General features: G+C 67.0%; 15 protein-coding genes. 8 read left to right on the forward strand and 7 right to left on the reverse strand.

Going from position 1 to position 17,616, the window contains the following annotated elements; translation table 11 throughout:
* Position 1: 1 nt before the first annotated feature.
* From cofH to cofD, 3 genes are all read right to left on the reverse strand, one after another.
* Positions 2–2,218: a 5-amino-6-(D-ribitylamino)uracil--L-tyrosine 4-hydroxyphenyl transferase CofH gene (gene cofH / locus HHL13_RS21845; protein WP_169558183.1), complete on the reverse strand. Its 2,217-nt coding sequence runs from the start codon at positions 2,216–2,218 to the stop codon at positions 2–4.
* An 83-nt stretch (positions 2,219–2,301) separates the two neighbouring features.
* Complete coding sequence (gene cofC / locus HHL13_RS21850) at positions 2,302–2,877, reverse strand: 2-phospho-L-lactate guanylyltransferase (RefSeq protein ID WP_169558085.1); 576 nt, start codon at positions 2,875–2,877, stop codon at positions 2,302–2,304.
* A complete protein-coding gene (gene cofD / locus HHL13_RS21855) occupies positions 2,859–3,803 on the reverse strand; it encodes a 2-phospho-L-lactate transferase (RefSeq protein ID WP_169558086.1) in 945 nt (314 codons plus the stop codon). Before cofD ends, cofC begins: the two co-directional genes overlap by 19 nt.
* Positions 3,804–3,912: 109 nt before the next feature.
* Between cofD and cofE the strand changes: the two genes are divergently transcribed.
* Positions 3,913–4,659 (forward strand): coenzyme F420-0:L-glutamate ligase, encoded by a 747-nt coding sequence (gene cofE / locus HHL13_RS21860; protein WP_169558087.1) that lies wholly within the window; start codon positions 3,913–3,915, stop codon positions 4,657–4,659.
* A 3-nt stretch (positions 4,660–4,662) separates the two neighbouring features.
* Here cofE and HHL13_RS21865 read toward each other — a convergent pair whose 3' ends face one another.
* Positions 4,663–5,439, reverse strand: coding sequence for an SDR family NAD(P)-dependent oxidoreductase (locus HHL13_RS21865; RefSeq protein WP_169558088.1), 777 nt, complete (start codon positions 5,437–5,439; stop codon positions 4,663–4,665).
* Between the two features lie 407 nt (positions 5,440–5,846).
* Here HHL13_RS21865 and HHL13_RS21870 point away from each other — a divergent pair, with 407 nt between their 5' ends.
* The 3 genes from HHL13_RS21870 (at position 5,847) to HHL13_RS21880 (ending at position 10,985) form a co-directional block, all read left to right on the forward strand.
* Positions 5,847–8,810 (forward strand): TonB-dependent receptor, encoded by a 2,964-nt coding sequence (locus tag HHL13_RS21870; protein WP_169558089.1) that lies wholly within the window; start codon positions 5,847–5,849, stop codon positions 8,808–8,810.
* Positions 8,811–8,817: 7 nt separating this feature from the next.
* The gene (locus HHL13_RS21875) at positions 8,818–10,212 is read left to right on the forward strand and encodes an FAD-binding oxidoreductase (RefSeq protein ID WP_169558090.1); all 1,395 of its coding nucleotides are present in this window, start codon (positions 8,818–8,820) and stop codon (positions 10,210–10,212) included.
* Positions 10,213–10,298: 86 nt separating this feature from the next.
* Positions 10,299–10,985, forward strand: coding sequence for a DJ-1/PfpI family protein (locus tag HHL13_RS21880; protein ID WP_169558091.1), 687 nt, complete (start codon positions 10,299–10,301; stop codon positions 10,983–10,985).
* Positions 10,986–11,217: 232 nt separating this feature from the next.
* On the opposite strand, the gene HHL13_RS21885 is transcribed toward HHL13_RS21880, so the two are convergent.
* Together HHL13_RS21885 and HHL13_RS21890 are read right to left on the reverse strand one after the other, a co-directional pair.
* Positions 11,218–11,613 carry a RidA family protein gene (locus tag HHL13_RS21885; RefSeq protein WP_169558092.1) on the reverse strand — a complete coding sequence of 132 codons (396 nt, stop codon included), beginning with the start codon at positions 11,611–11,613 and terminating at the stop codon, positions 11,218–11,220.
* Positions 11,610–12,653, reverse strand: a complete 1,044-nt coding sequence (locus tag HHL13_RS21890) for a membrane dipeptidase (RefSeq protein WP_169558093.1) — start codon at positions 12,651–12,653, stop codon at positions 11,610–11,612. The genes HHL13_RS21885 and HHL13_RS21890 overlap by 4 nt, the downstream gene beginning before the upstream one ends.
* A 129-nt stretch (positions 12,654–12,782) precedes the next feature.
* On the opposite strand from HHL13_RS21890, the gene HHL13_RS21895 reads away from it, so the two are divergent.
* The 4 genes from HHL13_RS21895 to HHL13_RS21910 are packed head-to-tail and all read left to right on the forward strand — an operon-like array spanning position 12,783 to position 16,729.
* Positions 12,783–13,970, forward strand: a complete 1,188-nt coding sequence (locus HHL13_RS21895; protein ID WP_169558094.1) for an amino acid aminotransferase — start codon at positions 12,783–12,785, stop codon at positions 13,968–13,970.
* Between the two features lie 11 nt (positions 13,971–13,981).
* Positions 13,982–14,941 carry an MBL fold metallo-hydrolase gene (locus tag HHL13_RS21900; RefSeq protein ID WP_169558095.1) on the forward strand — a complete coding sequence of 320 codons (960 nt, stop codon included), beginning with the start codon at positions 13,982–13,984 and terminating at the stop codon, positions 14,939–14,941.
* Positions 14,942–14,946: 5 nt separating this feature from the next.
* Positions 14,947–16,521 (forward strand): FAD-dependent oxidoreductase, encoded by a 1,575-nt coding sequence (locus HHL13_RS21905; RefSeq protein ID WP_169558096.1) that lies wholly within the window; start codon positions 14,947–14,949, stop codon positions 16,519–16,521.
* Between the two features lies 1 nt (position 16,522).
* Entirely contained in the window at positions 16,523–16,729 is a 207-nt protein-coding gene (locus HHL13_RS21910) for a DUF2783 domain-containing protein (protein ID WP_169558097.1), read from the forward strand.
* On the opposite strand, the gene HHL13_RS21915 is transcribed toward HHL13_RS21910, so the two are convergent.
* A complete protein-coding gene (locus HHL13_RS21915) occupies positions 16,714–17,520 on the reverse strand; it encodes an IclR family transcriptional regulator (RefSeq protein WP_169558098.1) in 807 nt (268 codons plus the stop codon). The two genes, HHL13_RS21910 and HHL13_RS21915, sit on opposite strands and share 16 nt — an antisense overlap.
* Positions 17,521–17,616 lie beyond the last annotated feature (96 nt).

Below are 17,616 nucleotides of genomic sequence, written 5' to 3' on the forward strand. Positions count from 1 at the left end.
CTCAATTGACCAGCAGGGCCGGGCGGGCCGGCTCGCCGTACAGCGTGGTGCGCTGGCGCGACGGGCGGCCGGCGGCCGCGGCGATCGCGATCAGTTCGTCCTCGCCCATCTCGCGGCCGTGCTGGCCGCCCGCGGCGCTGGTGATCGACTCGCTCATCAGCGTGCCGCCCAGATCGTTCGCGCCCGCGTTCAGCATCGCCGCCGCGCCTTCGCGGCCCATCTTCACCCAGGAGACCTGGATATTGGGGATCACCGGATGGAGCACGAGGCGCGCGACGGCGTGCATCAGCATCGCTTCGCGCCAGCTGGGGCCGGAGCGCGCCTGCCCCCGCCGCCAGATCGGCGCTTCGGGATGGACGAAGGGGAGGGGGACGAATTCGGTGAAGCCGCCGGTCTCCTCCTGCAGCGCGCGGACCCGCAACAGGTGCCGCGCCCAATGGCGATATTCGTCGACATGGCCGAACATGATCGTCGCGGTGGAGCGCAGGCCGACACTGTGGGCGGCGCGCATCACTTCGATCCACTCGTCGGCGGTCAGCTTGTCGGGGCAGAGGATTGCGCGGACTTCGGGGTCGAGGATCTCGGCGGCGGTGCCGGGCAGGGTCGAGAGGCCCTCGTCGCGCAGCTCGGCGAGGAAATCGCGGACGCTGCGGCCCAATGTGGTTGCGCCGTGGAGGATTTCGAGCGGGGAAAAGGCGTGGATGTGCACGCCGGGCGCCGCGGCGCGGACGGCGCGGACGATGTCGCGATAGACGTTGCCGTCATAATCCGGGTGGATGCCGCCCTGAAGGCAGACTTCGGTCGCGCCGCGCGACACGGCTTCGGCGGCGCGGCGGCCGATCTCGGCGAAGTCCATGCGATAGGCCGGGCCGCGCAATGCCTTGGTGCTGCCCTTCGAGAAGGCGCAGAAGCCGCAGCGATAGAGGCAGATATTGGTGTAGTTGATGTTCTGGTTGACGACATAGCTGACGGCGGGACCGGCGGTTTGCTCGCGGAGCCGGTCGGCGGCGGCGGCGATGGCGTGGGCATCGGCTTCGTCGGCGCGGAAGAGGCGGACGATCTGGTCTTCGGAGAAGGTGGCGGAGAGCGATGCGGCGGGGCTCGCCGGGCGAGTTGCGCCGGGGGGCGGCATCTGGCTGACGCCTGCCGCCCACAGATCGGTCCTGGGCAGGCCGCGTCCGTCGATCGCGCGCAGCACGCGCGGGCGCAGGGCTGGATCGACCCAGGTTTCGGCACGCACCGCGTGGCGCGGGCCGATCGCGAGCCGCTCGTGAAGCTGGCGCCCGGCGGTGCTCGTGGCCTGCTCCAGTACGGCGAGGTGGGGCCAGGGCGCTTCGGGATTGACGTGATCGGCGGTGACCGGGGACACGCCGCCCCAATCGTTCACGCCGGCCCGGAGCAAGGCGGGCAGATCCTCGGGCCGCTGGAGATTGGGCGGCGCCTGGATCGTCATCTCCCCGCCCAGGATCAGGCGCGCGGCGGCGATGGTCCAGAGATGCTCGTCGAGACCGGGTTCGGGGTGATCGGCCATCCGCGTACCGGGCTTGGCGCGGAAATTCTGGATGATGACTTCCTGAATATGGCCGTGCCGGGCGTGGAGATCGCGGATCGCGGCGAGCGAGGCGATGCGCTCGCTCCGGGTTTCGCCGATGCCGATCAGCAGGCCGGTAGTCATCGGGATGCGCGCGACACCCGCTGCCTCCAGCGTGGCGAGGCGAGCGGCGGGGTGCTTGTCGGGCGATCCGTGATGCGGGCCGCCGGGTTCGCACAACCGCTCCGACACGCATTCGAGCATGATGCCCATCGAGACCGAGCAGGTGCGCAGCGCGGCGAGATCGCGGGGGCCCATCAGGCCGGGGTTGAGATGGGGCAGCAGGCTGGTCTCGTCGGCGACCGCGCGGGCCATCTCGCCGAGATAGGCAAGCGTGGTGGCGTGGCCGGTTTCGGCCAGCGCGGCGCGGGCGACGGGATAGCGCGCCTCGGGCATGTCCCCCAGCGTGAACAACGCTTCGCGGCAGCCGGCGCGCTCCCCGGCGCGGGCGATCTCCAGAACCTCGTCGCGGGAGAGATAGGGGCGGTCGACCCGCGACGGCGTCGTGGCGAAGGTGCAATAGTGGCAGACGTCGCGGCACAGCCGGGTCAGCGGGATGAATACCTTGCGCGACCAGGTGACCAGCGGACCGTGCGCCGCGAGCGTCATCGCTTCGGCGAGCGGCATCAGTTCGCTGGCCGAAGCGGCTTCGATTTGTGGGAGGGATGGCGTCTGCAAGCGGGCGATTCCGTATTTGATCGATCGCTTGGTTAGTGCGCTTGTTCAAGGCTGTCAAAATATATGGCGGTGCTTGAATCGAGGTCGTCGGGCGTGTCGATATCGTGCGACAGGCCGCGGCGGCGGATGATCCGTGCCGATGGCCTGCCTGCCTCGCGATGGCGCGCGAAGGAGTCCGGGCCGAAGGCGAAGGGCAGCACGACGCCCGGGGGCAGGGCGAGGGCGTTGGTACCGGTGGCGTGGCGATCCGGAGCGATCGCGCCGTTGGGCAGGGCTGCACCCGTCAGCGCGCCTATGTCGCCGGCTGCGAGGAAGGGCAGGTCGGCATGGATGACCAGCAGGTGCTCGCGGGCGAGCGTGTGCCGCGCGGCTTCCAGCTCGGCGTTCAGGCCGCTGCCCCGGTCGCGGATCCACTCGCCCTGCCAGGTCGGCAACGGGGCATCCGACAGGACGAGGATGCGGCCGATCGCGGGCGACTGGCCGAGCGTGGCCGCGACATGGCGGAACATCGCCAGCGCCAGCCGCTCACGGTTCGCGGGGGCGAGCCGCCCGGCGAGGCGCGACTTGCGCGCTCGTGTCTTGAACGGGATCAGTGCTGTCCAGAGCATGCGATGGTCCGGGCGAGGTCGAGCGCGGCGGCGGCGACGCGCTTGCGATCGGTCAGGTCGCGCATCAGCGTGTCTTCCACCGCATAGGGTAGCGAGAGGCCGGAGACGGTGTCTCGCCCGTCGACGAGGATGCCGTCGATGACCCGGGCATAATGCGCCGCGATGGCTTCGGTCGTCACGGGCAGGCCGAATTCGCGCATCAGCTTGGCGGTCGGCCCCTTCACCGCTTCGCCCCCGACGATCGGGGAGATGGCGACGATCGGCGCGGTGGCGGTGGCGAGGGCATAGGCGATCTCGGGCACGGCGAGGATCGGATCGACGCTGAGCCACGGGTTGGACGGGGCGATCAGGATCGAGTCGGTCTCGGGATCGAGGATGGCTTCGGCGACGCCCGGCGCGGGGCGTGCCCCGGCGGCCCCGGCGAAGCGGATCGCTCTGGCCACGGGGCGGCACTGGCGTGCGACGAAATAGTCCTGAAAGGCCAGTTCGCCTTCGTCGGTGTCGATCATCGTGGCGACCGGATCGTCGCTCATCGGCAGGATGCGCGCGGCGATGTTCCAGCTTCGGGCGAAGCCGGCCACGATCTCCGACAGCGGTTCCCCGGCGGCGAGGCGGCTGGTGCGCAGGATGTGGAGCGCGAGGTCGCCGTCGCCCAGCGCGAACCAGTCCGCGCCGCCGAGCGAGCGCAGCGCGGCCATGAACGACCAGCTCTCGCCTTCCCGGCCCCAGCCCTGGGTGCGGTTGTCCTGCCCGGACAGGACATAGAGCAAGGTGTCGATATCGGGCGACACGGCGAGGCCGAGATGGCGGAAGTCGTCGCCGGTGTTGACGATCGCGGTGACCTGCGGCGCGAACTCGAGCGCGGTCAGGCCCAGCACGAGCTTGGCGCCGCCGACGCCGCCGGTCAGGACGGTTACCTTCCGCATCGATCATCTTCTTCCCGCTTGATTATCGGCCGCCATGATGGAAGGAAATGCGTTACCAAGCAATCGATCGGTAAATTAATTCTTGACAGGGGATGGTGCACTATTGGTCATGCCGTTACACGGCCTGCCGCTGTTCGAGCGTGGCGACGATCTGGCGGGCGCGATCCTTGCCGCGCTGGAGCGTCAGGAAATCGCGCTCGCCGAAGGCGACATATTGGTGGTCGCGCAGAAGATCGTGTCGAAAGCCGAAGGGCGCACCGTCGATCTGGCGAGCGTGTCTCCCGGCAAGCGGGCGCGGGAGTTGGCCGAAACCGTGCGCAAGCCGGCTGCGCTGGTGCAGCTGATCCTCGACGAAGCGCTGGAAGTGATGCGCGCGGTGCCCAATGTCCTCATCACACGGCATCGCACCGGCCACGTCACCGCCAATTCGGGCATCGACGCGTCGAATGTGGCGGGCGGGGATACCGGGACGGTGCTGCTGTGGCCGGAGGACCCGGACCACAGCGCGCGCGGTATTCGCGAGGCGATCGCGGCGCGGAGCGGGGTTGCGGTGGGGGTGATCGTTGCCGACAGTCTCGGTCGGGCATGGCGGCTGGGCACGATCGGCACCGCGATCGGATCGAGCGGGATGCCCGCGCTCGACGACCGTTGCGGCAGCCTCGACCTGTACGGTCGCCCGTTGCAGGCCACCTGGGTCGCGGCGATCGATTCCGTCGCGGCGGCGGCGGTGCTCGCGATGGGCGAGGGGGCGGAAGGTACGCCCGCTGCGCTGGTGCGCGGGGTGCGCTTCACCAGACAAGCGGACGATGGCGCCGACGATCTCCTGCGGCCGCCGCAGGAGGATCTGTTCCGCTGAGCTTTAGATGCCGTAGCCGCCCGCGACCGAAATCTGCTGGCCGGTGACATAGGATGCGCGGCGAGAGGCGAGGAAGGTGACGGCATCGGCAATCTCCTCGGGCTTGCCGAGGCGTTTCAGGCCGAGCCGTTCATGGGTCTTCGCGATCCACGCATCGTCGAACACTCCGGCGTCGCGGAACTTGATGAACATGCCGCCCTCGATCACGCCGATCAGCACCGAATTCGCCCGGATGCCATAGCGCCCTTCCTCGCGCGCGATGCCACGCACCATCGCTTCGTTGGCGGCCTTGGGGATCACCGACAGGCCATCGCGATTGGCCCAGGCGAGATCGCCGGCGGACCCCAGATGGACGAAGGCACCGCTCTCATTCGCGCGGAAATGGGGCAGGGCGGCGCGGACGACATGGTAGAAGCCATGCACCTCGACATCGATCGCCTCGCGCCATTCGGCGTCTTCATACTGGCCGATATAGCGTTGCACCGGCATCGCGCCGGCGACGAAGACGACGCTGTGGATGCGGCCGAACCGGGCGACTGCATCGCGCACCGCGGCTTCGACCGATGCTGCATCGGTCACATCGGCGCGGAAGGCTGCTGCTTCCGTGCCGCCTGCCGCCAGTTCGGCGGTCAGTGCCGATGCCGCGGTCTCGTTGCTGCGCCAGGTTAGCGCCACCGGGCTGCCCAGTTCGGCGAACCCCCGGCAGATCGCGCTGCCAAGGCCGCCGCTGCCGCCAAAGACGAGTGCTGCGCCTGTATCGAACATCGGTCGCCGGGACATCGCGAATCTCACATGAGTGGGCGTTGCAGCGGCGCTAACCGGCCGCCAGCGGCTGCCCAATCACCATTCGGGGGTGCGCAGCGGCTATGCCGTTCTTTCCCAAACTCGAACAAGTATCGTCCGATACCACATCTGGCGGCGTCCGGATCGAGTGGCCGAAATCGGCCTGCCGAAAGTCATATATACAAATATAATCCTTTAAATACATAATGATATCGAGTGCTCCGATGCCGTCGAGTGTACCCGGCCGCGCGGGGATAGGTCCAAAACTGATGCGAATTTGTCACGTAATACGTTACAGTGTCGCGCATATTGACTCGTTTTCGGTTCCGGGTAATGTCTGCCGAACACGTTCACAGACAAGAAAGGGTGGCCCAATGAGGTTGCGGAACGGACAGGGAGAGAAGATGGGGATCAACACGCGCGCCATGCTGCTGGCGACGGCGCTCTGCATGATTCCGGGTGCGGCTTATGCTCAGGCGGCTGACCCGGCGCAGGACGGCGCAGCGCAGGAAGAGGCCGAGCAGGGCGAAGGCGGCACGATCATCGTGACCGGCAGCCGCATCTCGCGCCGCGACGTCGAAGCGCCGACGCCGACCAAGGTGCTGGGTTCCGAAGTGCTCGAATCGCGCGGTTCGACCAGCATCGGCGAATTCCTTTCCGAAGTGCCGTCGTTCCGCAGCACGCAGGGACCGTCGACCAACACGGCCGCCACGCTGGGCACCGGCCAGTTCTCGCCCGATCTTCGCGCGCTGGGCGTTATCCGCACGCTGACGCTGGTCGACAGCCGCCGCTTCGTGCCTTCGGCCGCGACGGGTCAGGTCGATCTCAACCTGATCCCGCAGATCCTGGTCGAGCGGATCGACGTGGTGACCGGCGGCGCATCGGCGGCTTACGGTTCGGACGCCGTTTCGGGCGTGGTCAACGTCATCCTCAACAAGCGGCTCGACGGCTTCAAGGGCGATGCCTCGATGGGCATCAGCGATCGCGGCGATGCCCGCGAAACCCGCGTGTCGCTGGCGTTCGGTACGCCCTTCGATGACGGCCGCGGCCATTTCATCATCGGCGGCGACTATGTGAAGTCGAACGGCATCAACGACATCTTCGCGCGTGATTCCTTCGCCGACCAGCCGGGCCTGATCTCCTATGTCGGCGCGCGTCCGGCCAATGCGCCGTCGCGCATCTATGCGACGGGCGTGACCTTCATCAACATGGCCTATGGCGGCCTGATCACGGGCGTGAACGCCGACACCAATGCCGGCAACGGCGCGGACGTGCTGCGCGGGATCCAGTTCGGCCCCGGCGGCGCGCCGACCGCCTTCAACTACGGCAATTTCGCTACTTATGGCACCGGCAGCACGCTTGCCAGCGGCTTTACCGGCGGCAATGTCGGCCTGTTCCCGCAGGATGGCTGGACGATGATCGTCCCGACCACCCGGCGTACTGTGTTCGGCCATCTCGATTACGAACTGTCGCCGGGCCTGAACCTGTTCGTCGAGGCGGGCTATGGCCGCAGCGCGGGCTACGGCAATTCGCCGCCGGTTCGCGATCAGGCAGGCGCCGCGACGATCCTGCGCGACAATGCGTATCTCGCGTCGTCGATCCGCGACATCATGGTGACGAACAACATCGCGTCGTTCACGCTGGGCCGTCCCTATAATGATTTCGGCGGCATCGCTCGCGACAACCAGAACACCACCGAGCGCTTCGTGGCCGGCTTCGATTACGACATCGGCGGCGGCTGGAAGATCGACGGCTATTATCAATATGGCCGCAACGTCCTGAACGCGAACGTCGCCAATCTGCGCATCGAGAATAATTTCCGGTTCGCGGTGGATGCGGTGAACGTCAACGGGCAGATCGTCTGCGCCGCGACCCAAGCCAATGGCACGGTGACCAACACCGGCCAGATCCTCAACCGCTTCAACTCGGCGGCTTCGGGCTGCGTGCCGATCAACCTGTTCGGCCAGGGTTCGCCCAGCGCATCGGCGATCGACTATGTGACCGGCGACGTCTTCTATCAGGTCACCACGCGGCAGCAGGTTGCGTCGCTGGCGGTGCAGGGCGAGCTGATGAAGCTGCCCGGCGGTACGCTGGCGGTGGCGTTCGGCGGCGAATGGCGGCGCGAGGAAGCCAAGGCGATCTCCGACGTGATCTCGCAGGCGAACGGCTTCAACTACAGCAACCCCAAGCCCTATGCCGGTGGCTATGATGTGAAGGAAGTGTTCGGCGAAGTCGTCGCGCCGCTGCTGCGCGACATGCCCTTCGCCAACTATCTCGAGCTGAACGGTGCGGTCCGCTACACCGATTATTCCAGCTCGGGCGGGGTCACGACGTGGAAGCTGGGTGCGATCTACGCGCCGGTTTCGGACCTGCGCCTGCGCGTCACCCGGTCGCGTGACATTCGCGCGCCGAACAATGCCGAGCTGTTCGCCACCACGGCATCGTTCGCCCAGTTGCGCAATCCGTACAGCGGCGTGACGACCCAGATTACCGCGATCAACCAGCCCAGCCCGAACCTGAAGCCGGAGGTAGCGGATACGCTGACCGTCGGTGCGGTGTTCACGCCCAGCTTCTTCCGCGGCCTGACGCTGTCCGCCGATTATTTCGACATCAACATCAGCGGCGCGATCTCGAGCTTCTCGGCCCAGTCGATCCTCGACAATTGCTTCGCGGAAACGGGCACGCCCTATTTCTGCAATTTCGTGAACCGCTCCGGCACGGGCGCGGCAACGGTGATCAACTCGGTCTCGGTGCAGCTCCTCAACATCGCCGGCGTAAGGACGCGGGGCGTCGACTTCTCGGCATCGTACCGCACCCGGCTGGGCGGCGGCGAGCTGACGCTTCGCGGCATGGCGTCGTACGTCAAGGATCTGATCTTCGACGACGGCACCGGCGCAGCACCGCGCTTCAACGCGGCGGGCGTGATCCAGTCGCTGGGCGGCCGGATCGACCGCGCCGGATCGGTGGGCGGCACTGCCTTCACCGCCGGCCAGCAGACCAGCGCGACCAACACGCCGACCTGGACCGCGACCGGATCGATCGCCTACGCAGCCGAGCCGTTCATGGTCAGCCTGCAGGGCCGTTATGTCGGCGGCGGCAAGTTCGACGCCACGCTGGTTGGCCCGGGCGACCAGTATTACGATCCCGCATCGCCGATCTCGATCGGCAACAACCGGGTGGACGGCCGCTTCTACCTCGATCTCTCGGGTTCGATCGACGTGGTGAAGGATGGCAACCGCAAGCTGCAATTCTACTTCAACGTCAACAACCTGACCGACCGGGATCCGCCGTTCCCGGTGGTCGCGATCGCAGGCATGTATGACCGCATCGGCCGTTACTATCGTGCCGGCCTGCGCTTCACCTACTGACGAACCGATGTCCGCACTCGACATGCCGGGTGCGGACATCCTCGTCACCGATGCCGACGCGCGCGAAACCTATCTTCGCGACGCGACGGGCAAATGGCCGTCCCACGTGCTCTCCGTGGGGCGGCCACGCTCGTCTGAAGAGGTGGCCGCCATCGTCCGTCATGCGGCGGCGAACGGTCTTGCGGTGGTGCCGCAGGGCGGGAATACCGGGCTGGTCGGCGGATGCGGGATCGGGGCCGAACGGCCGGCGGTGATGCTGTCGCTCGACCGGATGCGGGCGATCCGCATGATCGATCCGGTCGGCGCGACGGTGGTGGTCGAGGCGGGGTGCATTCTTGCCGATCTTCAGGCGGCGGTGGCCGAACAGGGCTTCGCGATACCGCTCGGGCTTGGCTCCGAAGGCAGCGCGACGATCGGCGGGTTGATCTCGACCAATGCCGGAGGCATCCGCGCATTGCGCTACGGCGTGATGCGCAGCCTCGTGCTGGGCCTCGAAGTGGTGCTGCCCGACGGGCGGGTTTGGGACGGGCTGCGGACCGTCGCCAAGAATAACATGGGGTACGACCTCAAACAGCTGTTCGTCGGCGGGGAGGGGACGCTGGGCGTCGTCACCGCCGCGGCGCTGCGGCTGGTGCCGGCGTGGCAGCAGGTGGAGACTGCGTGGCTGGCAGTGGAAAGTCCGGCGGCGGCGCTGCGTCTGCTCGATGCATTGCGCGCGGCGCTGGGCGATGTCGTGGTCGCGTGCGAGCTGATCCAGCGGCGCGGGATCGAATGGGGCGAGGCGGCGGTGCCTGGTCTCAAGGTGCCCGGCATCGGAGATCATGGGTGGTTCGTGCTGATCGAGTTCGCGTCGTCGGCCAGGCTGCTGCCGCTCCGCGAAGCGCTGGAGACCGCGCTGGGCGAAGTGATGGAGCAGGGGCTGGTGCTCGACGGGACGCTGGCCGAGAGCGAAGCGCAGCGGCGCGAGTTCTGGAAGATCCGCGAAGCCGTGGTGATGGGGAAGATCGCGGCCAAGCCTTCGGTGACGCTCGATGTCGCGGTGCCGCTGGGACAGGTCCCGGCGTTTCTCGACGAGGCGGAAGCGCTGGCCGAAGCGCTGATGCCTGGCGTCGAATGCCTTGGCTTCGGGCATGTCGGTGACGGCAATATCCATTTCTCGGTGCATCGCGGGACCAACGACGTCGCGGCGTTCGAGCCGCGCGTGGCGGAGATCTGCGCGGCGCTGGAGCGGCTGGCGCTGACGCATGGCGGGTCGATCTGCGCCGAGCATGGCGTGGGGCGGCGGATGCGCGATGCGGTGGCGGCGGCCGTGGGCGAAGTGGAGCATGACCTGTTCTGCCGCGTGAAGCGCGCGATCGATCCGGAGAACCGGATGAACCCCGGCGCGGTGGTTGCGCTATGAACGGGATCGATCGACGCACGCTGCTTGCCGCCGGCGGGGCGCTTGCGATGGGAGTGCCGGCCGAAGCCGGAGCAGGAGAGGGAAGCATGGAATCGCAGCCGTTCACGGTGGGCATGATCGCGTTCGACATGATGACGAACCTCGATTTCGTCGGGCCGTTCGACATTCTCTCGCGGGTACGCGGGGCGCGGACGATCCTGCTGGGCAAGGCGCTCGATCCGATCGTGACCGACTCCCGCTATCGCCTGCTGCCCGAGATGCGGCTGGCCGAAGCACCCGAACTCGACATGATTTTCGTGCCGGGCGGGCCGGGTTCGACGAAGCTGATGGAGGACCCGGAGGTGCTGGCTTTCCTCGCCGCGCGTGCGCCGCGCGCGAAATGGGTGACTTCGGTCTGCACCGGTGCTTTGGTGCTGGGTGCGGCGGGGCTGCTCAAGGGCTATCGCGCGGCGACGCACTGGAGCGCGATGGACATATTGCCGGTGCTGGGCGCGATCCCGGTGCATGAGCGGGTGGTGATCGACCGCAACCGGGTTACCGGCGGAGGCGTGACCGCGGGGATCGACTTCGCGCTGACGCTGATCGCGCAGATATGGGGCGAGGATCAGGCCAAGCTGATCCAGCTGGGCAACGAATATAACCCGCAGCCGCCGTTCGACGCGGGATCTCCGGAGCGAGCGCCCGACGTTGCGGCGCGCTATCGCGAGCTGACGAGGGGGATGACGGCGGCGCGGATGGAAGCCGCGCAACGCGCCGCCGCTCGGCTCCGCTGAGGAGCGGCGCTGAGGTCGCTGCCGGATGCGCCGGAAAGCCTCGCTAAGTTGACACGAAGTTGACACTATCGCGCATGTTTTGCGGGAGTGGCGGAGTGGCCGTCACAGATCGAAGATCGCGATGTCAAAGCGCGCGCCGGAGCTTCCCGGCGCGCTGAGCGAAGCAGGTGAAATCCAACATTTCAAGCTTAGCGTTTCACTCCTCCCCCTCCGGGGGAAGATTGCGAAGGGATCAGCCCGGCATATAAGCGAGACACTCGACTTCGGTGAGCGCGCCGCCGACCAGTTTGGCCGCGCCGAACGCGCTGCGGGCGGGCAGGCGGACGGGGGCGAAATACTCCAGATAGACGGTGTTGAACTCGCGCCACTGGTCCATATCGGCCAGCATCACCGTGCATTTGAAGATCGAATCCATGCCCAGGCCGAACGTTGCGAGGACGGCGGCGATATTGTCCATCGTCTGGCGGGTCTGGCCGGCGAGATCGTCGGCCTTGGTGCCGTCCGGACGGCTGCCGATCTGGCCGGAGACGTAGAGCACGTCGCCGACGCGGACGGCGCGGGAAAAGGGCGAGCCGGGGCGGCCGCCGGGGAAATATTCGATTGGCGGGCGGGTCGTCGTGTCGGTCATGCCAATAGCCTCATCACATTGCCGCCCATCACCCGGGCGGCTTCATCTTCGGTCAGGCGCGCCAGCAGCGTGCCGGCGAGTGCAGGCCAGTCGCGATAGCCGGGCAGCACGCTGCGATAGGTGAAATCCATGTCGGTCCCGATGGCGACATGATCGACGCCGAGCTGGTCAACCGTGCGCAGGATGGTCTCGACGAAATCCTCGAAGCTGGCCTGGGCGAACCCGGCGGGGACGCAGCCGACCACGCCGCCGGTCGCGGTGACCATGCGGGCGTGATCGAGCGAGATCAGCCGGGGATGCGTGCCGCTGATCGGCGCGACGTTGGAATGCGACAGCAGCATCGGACGCGTGGCGATGGCGGTGGCGTCGCGGACGGTATCCAAAGTCGCGTGCGAGAGATCGACCAGCACCCCCGCCGCCTCCATCGCGCGGATCGTCTCGCGACCGAGCGGGGTGAGGCCGCCATGCGTCGGCGCTTCGGTCTGCGTATCGCCGATCTGGTTGGTGCGGTAGTGGATGAGGGTGATCGAGCGGACGCCGCGTGCGGCGGCTTCGGCGATGCGATCGAGGCGGTCCTCGATAAAGTCGCCGCCCTCGACCGAGATCAGCCCGGTCAGCTTTCCCGTGGCGATCTCATGCGTGGACAGGCCGTTCGCGCGGAACAGTGCGTCCGCCGCGTCAATCTGCCGCCAATGGTCCGCCAGCGCTTCGCTGGGTGCGAAGTCACGCACTGCGCCGAGGCCCTTGCCGGTGCGGCCCAGCACCGGGAGGTCGGCGACGGTGGCGAAGAAGGCGGCAGCCACCAGCCCCGCGCGCATGTCCGCGATTGCACCATCGGGATCGGGTTCGGGATAGGAAGCGGTGAACTCGGTCCGCGCAGCGCCGCGCATGAAGAAGCGGCCGGGATGGGCGTGGAGATCGACGCTCGGATGGCAGCGGAGAAATGCGACTCCCGCCGCGCGCCGTTCGGCATCGATCGAGGGGCGGGGCAGGCTGGCGGTTCCGCCGGCTTGCGAAGCGCTGGCGCAGACGATGCACATATGGCGCTTTCCCTCCCATTCTCAGACGCTTCAGCCCCGAACGACACGAAATATCGCATGGAGTCCGAAACGGCTATTGTAACGTATATCGCTACTGAGTATCGTATAGCGTAACAAGTGGAGAGATCAATGTTCGCCGAATTAGCCGAGCCACCCCTCGATCCGATCCTGGGGCTTGCCCAGCTGCTCGCGCGCGACGCCAGCCCCGACAAGGTCGATCTCGGCATCGGCATCTATCATGACGAGCAGGGCAAGGCCCCGGTGCTCGATTGCGTAAAGGCCGCCGAGCGCTGGCTGGTCGAGAACCAGCCGAGCAAGCGCTACCTCTCCTCCGCGGGCAATCCCGACTTCAACCTGCAGATGCGCGGGCTGCTGTTTCCCGAAGGCAGCGACGCGTATCAGCGCGCACGCACGATACAGGCGCCGGGCGGCACCGGCGCGCTGCGCGTGGCTTCGGACCTGCTCAAGCGGCTGCGGCCCGAGGGGCGGGTGTTCATCCCCGGCCCGACCTGGCCGAACCATCCCGGCATCCTGAAGGCCAGCGGGCACGAGATCGTCGTCTATCCCTATTACGACCTCGCCAGCGGCGCGCTGAAGTTCGATGCGATGATGGCTGCGCTGGCCGATCTGCGCGCGAACGACACGCTGCTGGTGCATGGTTGCTGCCACAATCCGACCGGCGCGGATCTGGATATCGACCAATGGTCTGCAGTGGCCGACCTGCTGGAGAAGGCCGGCGCGGCGGTGCTGGTCGATCTGGCCTATCTCGGTCTTGGCGACGGGCTGGAGCAGGATGCGGCGGGCGTCCGCCTGCTCGCCAGCCGGTTGCCCGAGCTGATCGTCGCCAGTTCCTGCTCGAAGAATTTCGCCATGTATCGCGAGCGCGTGGGCGCGCTGACCGTGGTCGGCGGAAGCGAGAAGGATGCGGTGCTGGCGCATGCGCATACGCTGCCGGTGATCCGCACCCTCTATTCGATGCCGCCCGATCATGGCGCTGCGGTGGTCGCTCAGGTGCTGGACGATGCGACGGCGCGCGCGGGCTGGGAAGTCGAGCTGCGCACGATGCGCGAGCGGATCAACACGATGCGCGAGCGGCTGGCCGCGCGCCTCGCGGGGCAGAGTGCGCGCGACTATGGCTTTATCGCCCGCCAGCGCGGCATGTTCACGATGCTGGGCATTTCGCCCGAGGGCGTCGAGACGCTGCGCCGCGATCATCACGTCCATCTGACGAGCTCCGGCCGCGTCAACGTCGCCGGACTGAACAGCAAGAATGTCGACCGGGTCGCCGATGCGATCGCGGCAGTCAGCCAGGGTTGAGGGAGAATATCATGTCCAAGCCGTTCGCATCATCGACGGACCTTGCCGAAAAGACCGAGACGCTCGAGATCGTCGCGGACGGCGTGTATGCGCTGACCGCCGAGGGCGATCCCAATGTCGGCGCGATCGAAGGCGAGGATTTCCTCGTCGCGATCGAAGCGCGGGCGACCCCGGCCGCGGCGCGCGACTGGCTGGTGAAGCTGCGCGAGCATACCGGCAAGCCGGTCCGCTATCTGATCCTGACGCACTATCATGCCGTGCGCGTGCTGGGCGCCAGCGCGTTCGACGCGCAGGACATCATCATGAGCGATGCGACCGCGGCCCTGGTCGAGGAGCGCGGCGAGCAGGACTGGGCGAGCGAATTCGGCCGGATGCCGCGCCTGTTCAAGCAGCCCGAGGAAATTCCGGGGCTGACGCGCCCGAGCATCACTTTCGCCGATCATTACGAGATCGAGCTGGGGGGGAATCGCGGCAAGCTGGAACTGCAATTCTGCGGACGCGGCCATACCGAGGGCGATATCGCGGTGTGGCACGAGAAGACCGGCACGCTGTTCGCGGGCGATCTCGTCGAGGCGCAGGCGGCGCTCTACACCGGCGATGCATTCCATTTCGACTGGGCCTCGCACACGCTCGACCGCGTGAAGGCGTTCGGCGCGCAGCATCTGATCGGCGGTCGCGGCGCGGTGGCGCATGGGACCGAGGCAGTGAATGCTGCGGTCGAGCAGACCCGCGAGTTCCTCAACGGGATGATCGAGAATGTCGGCGCGGCGCACAGGAATGGGGGCACGCTGAAGGACGCGTTCGAAGCCACGCATACCGCGCTGGGTCCCAAGTTCGGGCATTGGCCGATCTTCGAACATTGCCTGCCCTTCAACGTGCAGCGCCTGTGGGACGAGTTCGACGGGATCGAGCGGCCGCGCATCTGGACGATGGAGCGCGACCGCGAGGTCTGGGCGCAGCTTCAGGGCTGAGGCACATGGCGAACGTGGCGAACATCCCGGTGTGGCGCGAGATCGGCGCCACGCCGCACCCCGGCAGCGCGAGCGAAACCGCGCCGGTCGTGATCGTCGGTGCCGGCCCGATCGGGCTGGCGATGGCGCTCGACTTGGGGCGGCGGGGGCATCCGGTGGTAGTGCTGTCGCAGCTCGATTTCGTCGCGGCGGGATCGAAGGCGATCTGCTTCGCCAAGCGTTCGCTCGACATTTTCGACCGGCTCGGCGTGGGCGATGCCATCGTCGGCAAGGGCGTGATCTGGAACGTCGGCAAGGTGTTCTGGGGCAGCGGCGAGGAACCGGTGTTCCAGTTCGATATGTTGCCGGTGAAAAACCAGAAGCGGCCGGGTTTCATCAATATCCAGCAATATCATGTCGAGGACCGGTTGATCGATGCGCTGGCGGCGCTGCCCAATGTCGAGTTGCGCTGGGGCCATCGCATGGCGGGGATTGAGGCGCGTGACGATGGCGCGCGGGTGGCGGTCGATACCGAGGCGGGTGGTTATGCGATCGATGCCGACTGGGTGATCGCCTGCGACGGCAGCAAATCGGCGGTGCGCGACGCGCTGGGTCTCGATTTCGACGGGCGGGTGTTCGAGGATAATTTCCTGATCGCCGATGTGAAGATGCGCGGCGAGCGGCCGTCGGAGCGCTGGTTCTGGTTCGATCCGCCGTTCAACCCCGGCCAGTCGGCGCTGATGCACAAGCAGCCCGACAATGTCTGGCGGCTCGATTTCCAGCTCGGCTGGGATATCGACCGCGCGGCGGCGGTGAAGCCGGAGAATGTCGACCCGCTGGTCCGCGCGATGCTGGGCGATAATGTCGAATATGAGCAGGAATGGTATAGCGTTTATACCTTCCAGTGCCGCCGCATGGCACGGTTCGTTCATGGCCGGGTGGTGTTCGCGGGCGACAGTGCGCACCTCGTCTCGCCCTTCGGCGCGCGGGGATGCAATGGCGGGCTGGCCGATGTCGACAATCTCGGCTGGAAGCTCGACCTGATCCTGCGCGGTGATGCGGGCGAGGGGCTGCTTGAAAGCTATGATGCCGAAGCGATCACGATCGCCGACGAGAATATCCTCAATTCCAGCCGCTCGACCGATTTCATGACGCCGAAGTCGGCCGCGAGCCGGATCTATCGCGATGCCGTGCTGGAACTGGCCAGCGAAGTTCCGTTCGCGCGACCGTTCGTCAATTCGGGGCGGCTTTCGACGGCGGTGGCGTTGCCGGACAGCGCGCTCAACACGCCGGATCGCGATGCATGGAACAGCGCCGGTATTGCTCCTGGCCTGCCTGCGCTTGATGCGCGGCTGGGCGAGAGCTGGCTGCTCGAACGGCTCGGCTCGGGCTTCACCTTGCTGGCCGACGGCTGGACGGGTGAAGTTGAAGGACTGACCGTGATCGCGCCCGGAGCCGCGGATACGGTGCTGCGCGAACGCTATGCGATGGCGCCGGGAACGGCCTATCTGATCCGGCCCGATCACTATGTCTGCGCGCGCTGGCGGAATTGCGACGCAGCGGCAGTGCGCGATGCGCTGGCGCGGGCGAAGGGGAATTGAGATGACGCAGCTCGTGACCGATCCCAACATCGCCGGCGTGGACGACATCTATGAGCGGCTGATCGCGATGCATGATGGGCGCAGCGTCGAGGAGAGCCTGAAGGTCTCGGCGCGCCTCAACCTCATCCTCATCAACCATATCGGCGACCGCGAGGTAGTGGCGCAGGCGATCGCGCTGGCGGCGGGGCGGAATCAGACCGTCGGATAGATGTGTCGCGATCCGAGCAGCCGCGAGCAATTCTGCGCGCAGGCCAGCAGGGGGCCGAGCAGATAGGGCGCTGGCGGGCCGGGGACGATCGACTCGGTCGGCAGCATCAGCGTGACCGCCGCAACGATCGAATCGCGATCGAATACCGGCGCGGCCAGCGCGGCATGGCCGATGCCGAACTTGTTGAGGCCCCAGCTGTAGTGCCGCGCCTGCACCGCCGCGATGTCACGCAGGAAGGAGTCGCGATCGTCGATCCGGAAATCGTCGCCGCGGGTCGAGGCATGATCGAGCAATTCGCTGCGCCGTTCACGCGGCTGGAAGGCGAAGCACACCTTGGCCGTGGGGGATTCGGGCAGGTTGAGCATCAGCCCGGGCTGGACGTCGATCCGCATTGCCGCGCGCGCGGGCAGGCATTGCAGCACCACCGCATCGCCGCCCGCGACGCCGCACAGCAACACGGTGCAGCCGCTTTCCTCGTTGAGCTGATCGAGCGGGTGGCGCAGCAGATCGGGCAATTGCATCCGCCCCGCCGCGATCTGGCCCCAGCGGCCGATCCGCCAGCCGAGCTGGAAGCCGCGCCGGCCCGAGCCGCGCGCGACCAGGCCGAGCATTTCGAGATTGCTCATGTGCCGCGAGACGCGCGACTTGGTCATGCCCAGCGTCTCCGCGATCTCCTGCACACCCATCGGTCGCTCGCTCTCGGCGAGGAAGTCGAGAATCAGTGCCGCAGTGGCGACCGTCGCGATCGAGGCGGAAGCGTCGGGGGCTCGTCTTCTCAGGTCGCGGCTCATGGCGGGAGGATAGCATTTGTTGCGATATGCGCAACTAACGATGCAATCTGTTGCGTATAGCGTTCCAGTATACCTAGTTCGTCTCACGAAAACGCG

The organism is Sphingomonas sp. G-3-2-10 (assembly GCF_012927115.1).
In the GTDB taxonomy this organism is placed as follows: domain Bacteria; phylum Pseudomonadota; class Alphaproteobacteria; order Sphingomonadales; family Sphingomonadaceae; genus Sphingomonas.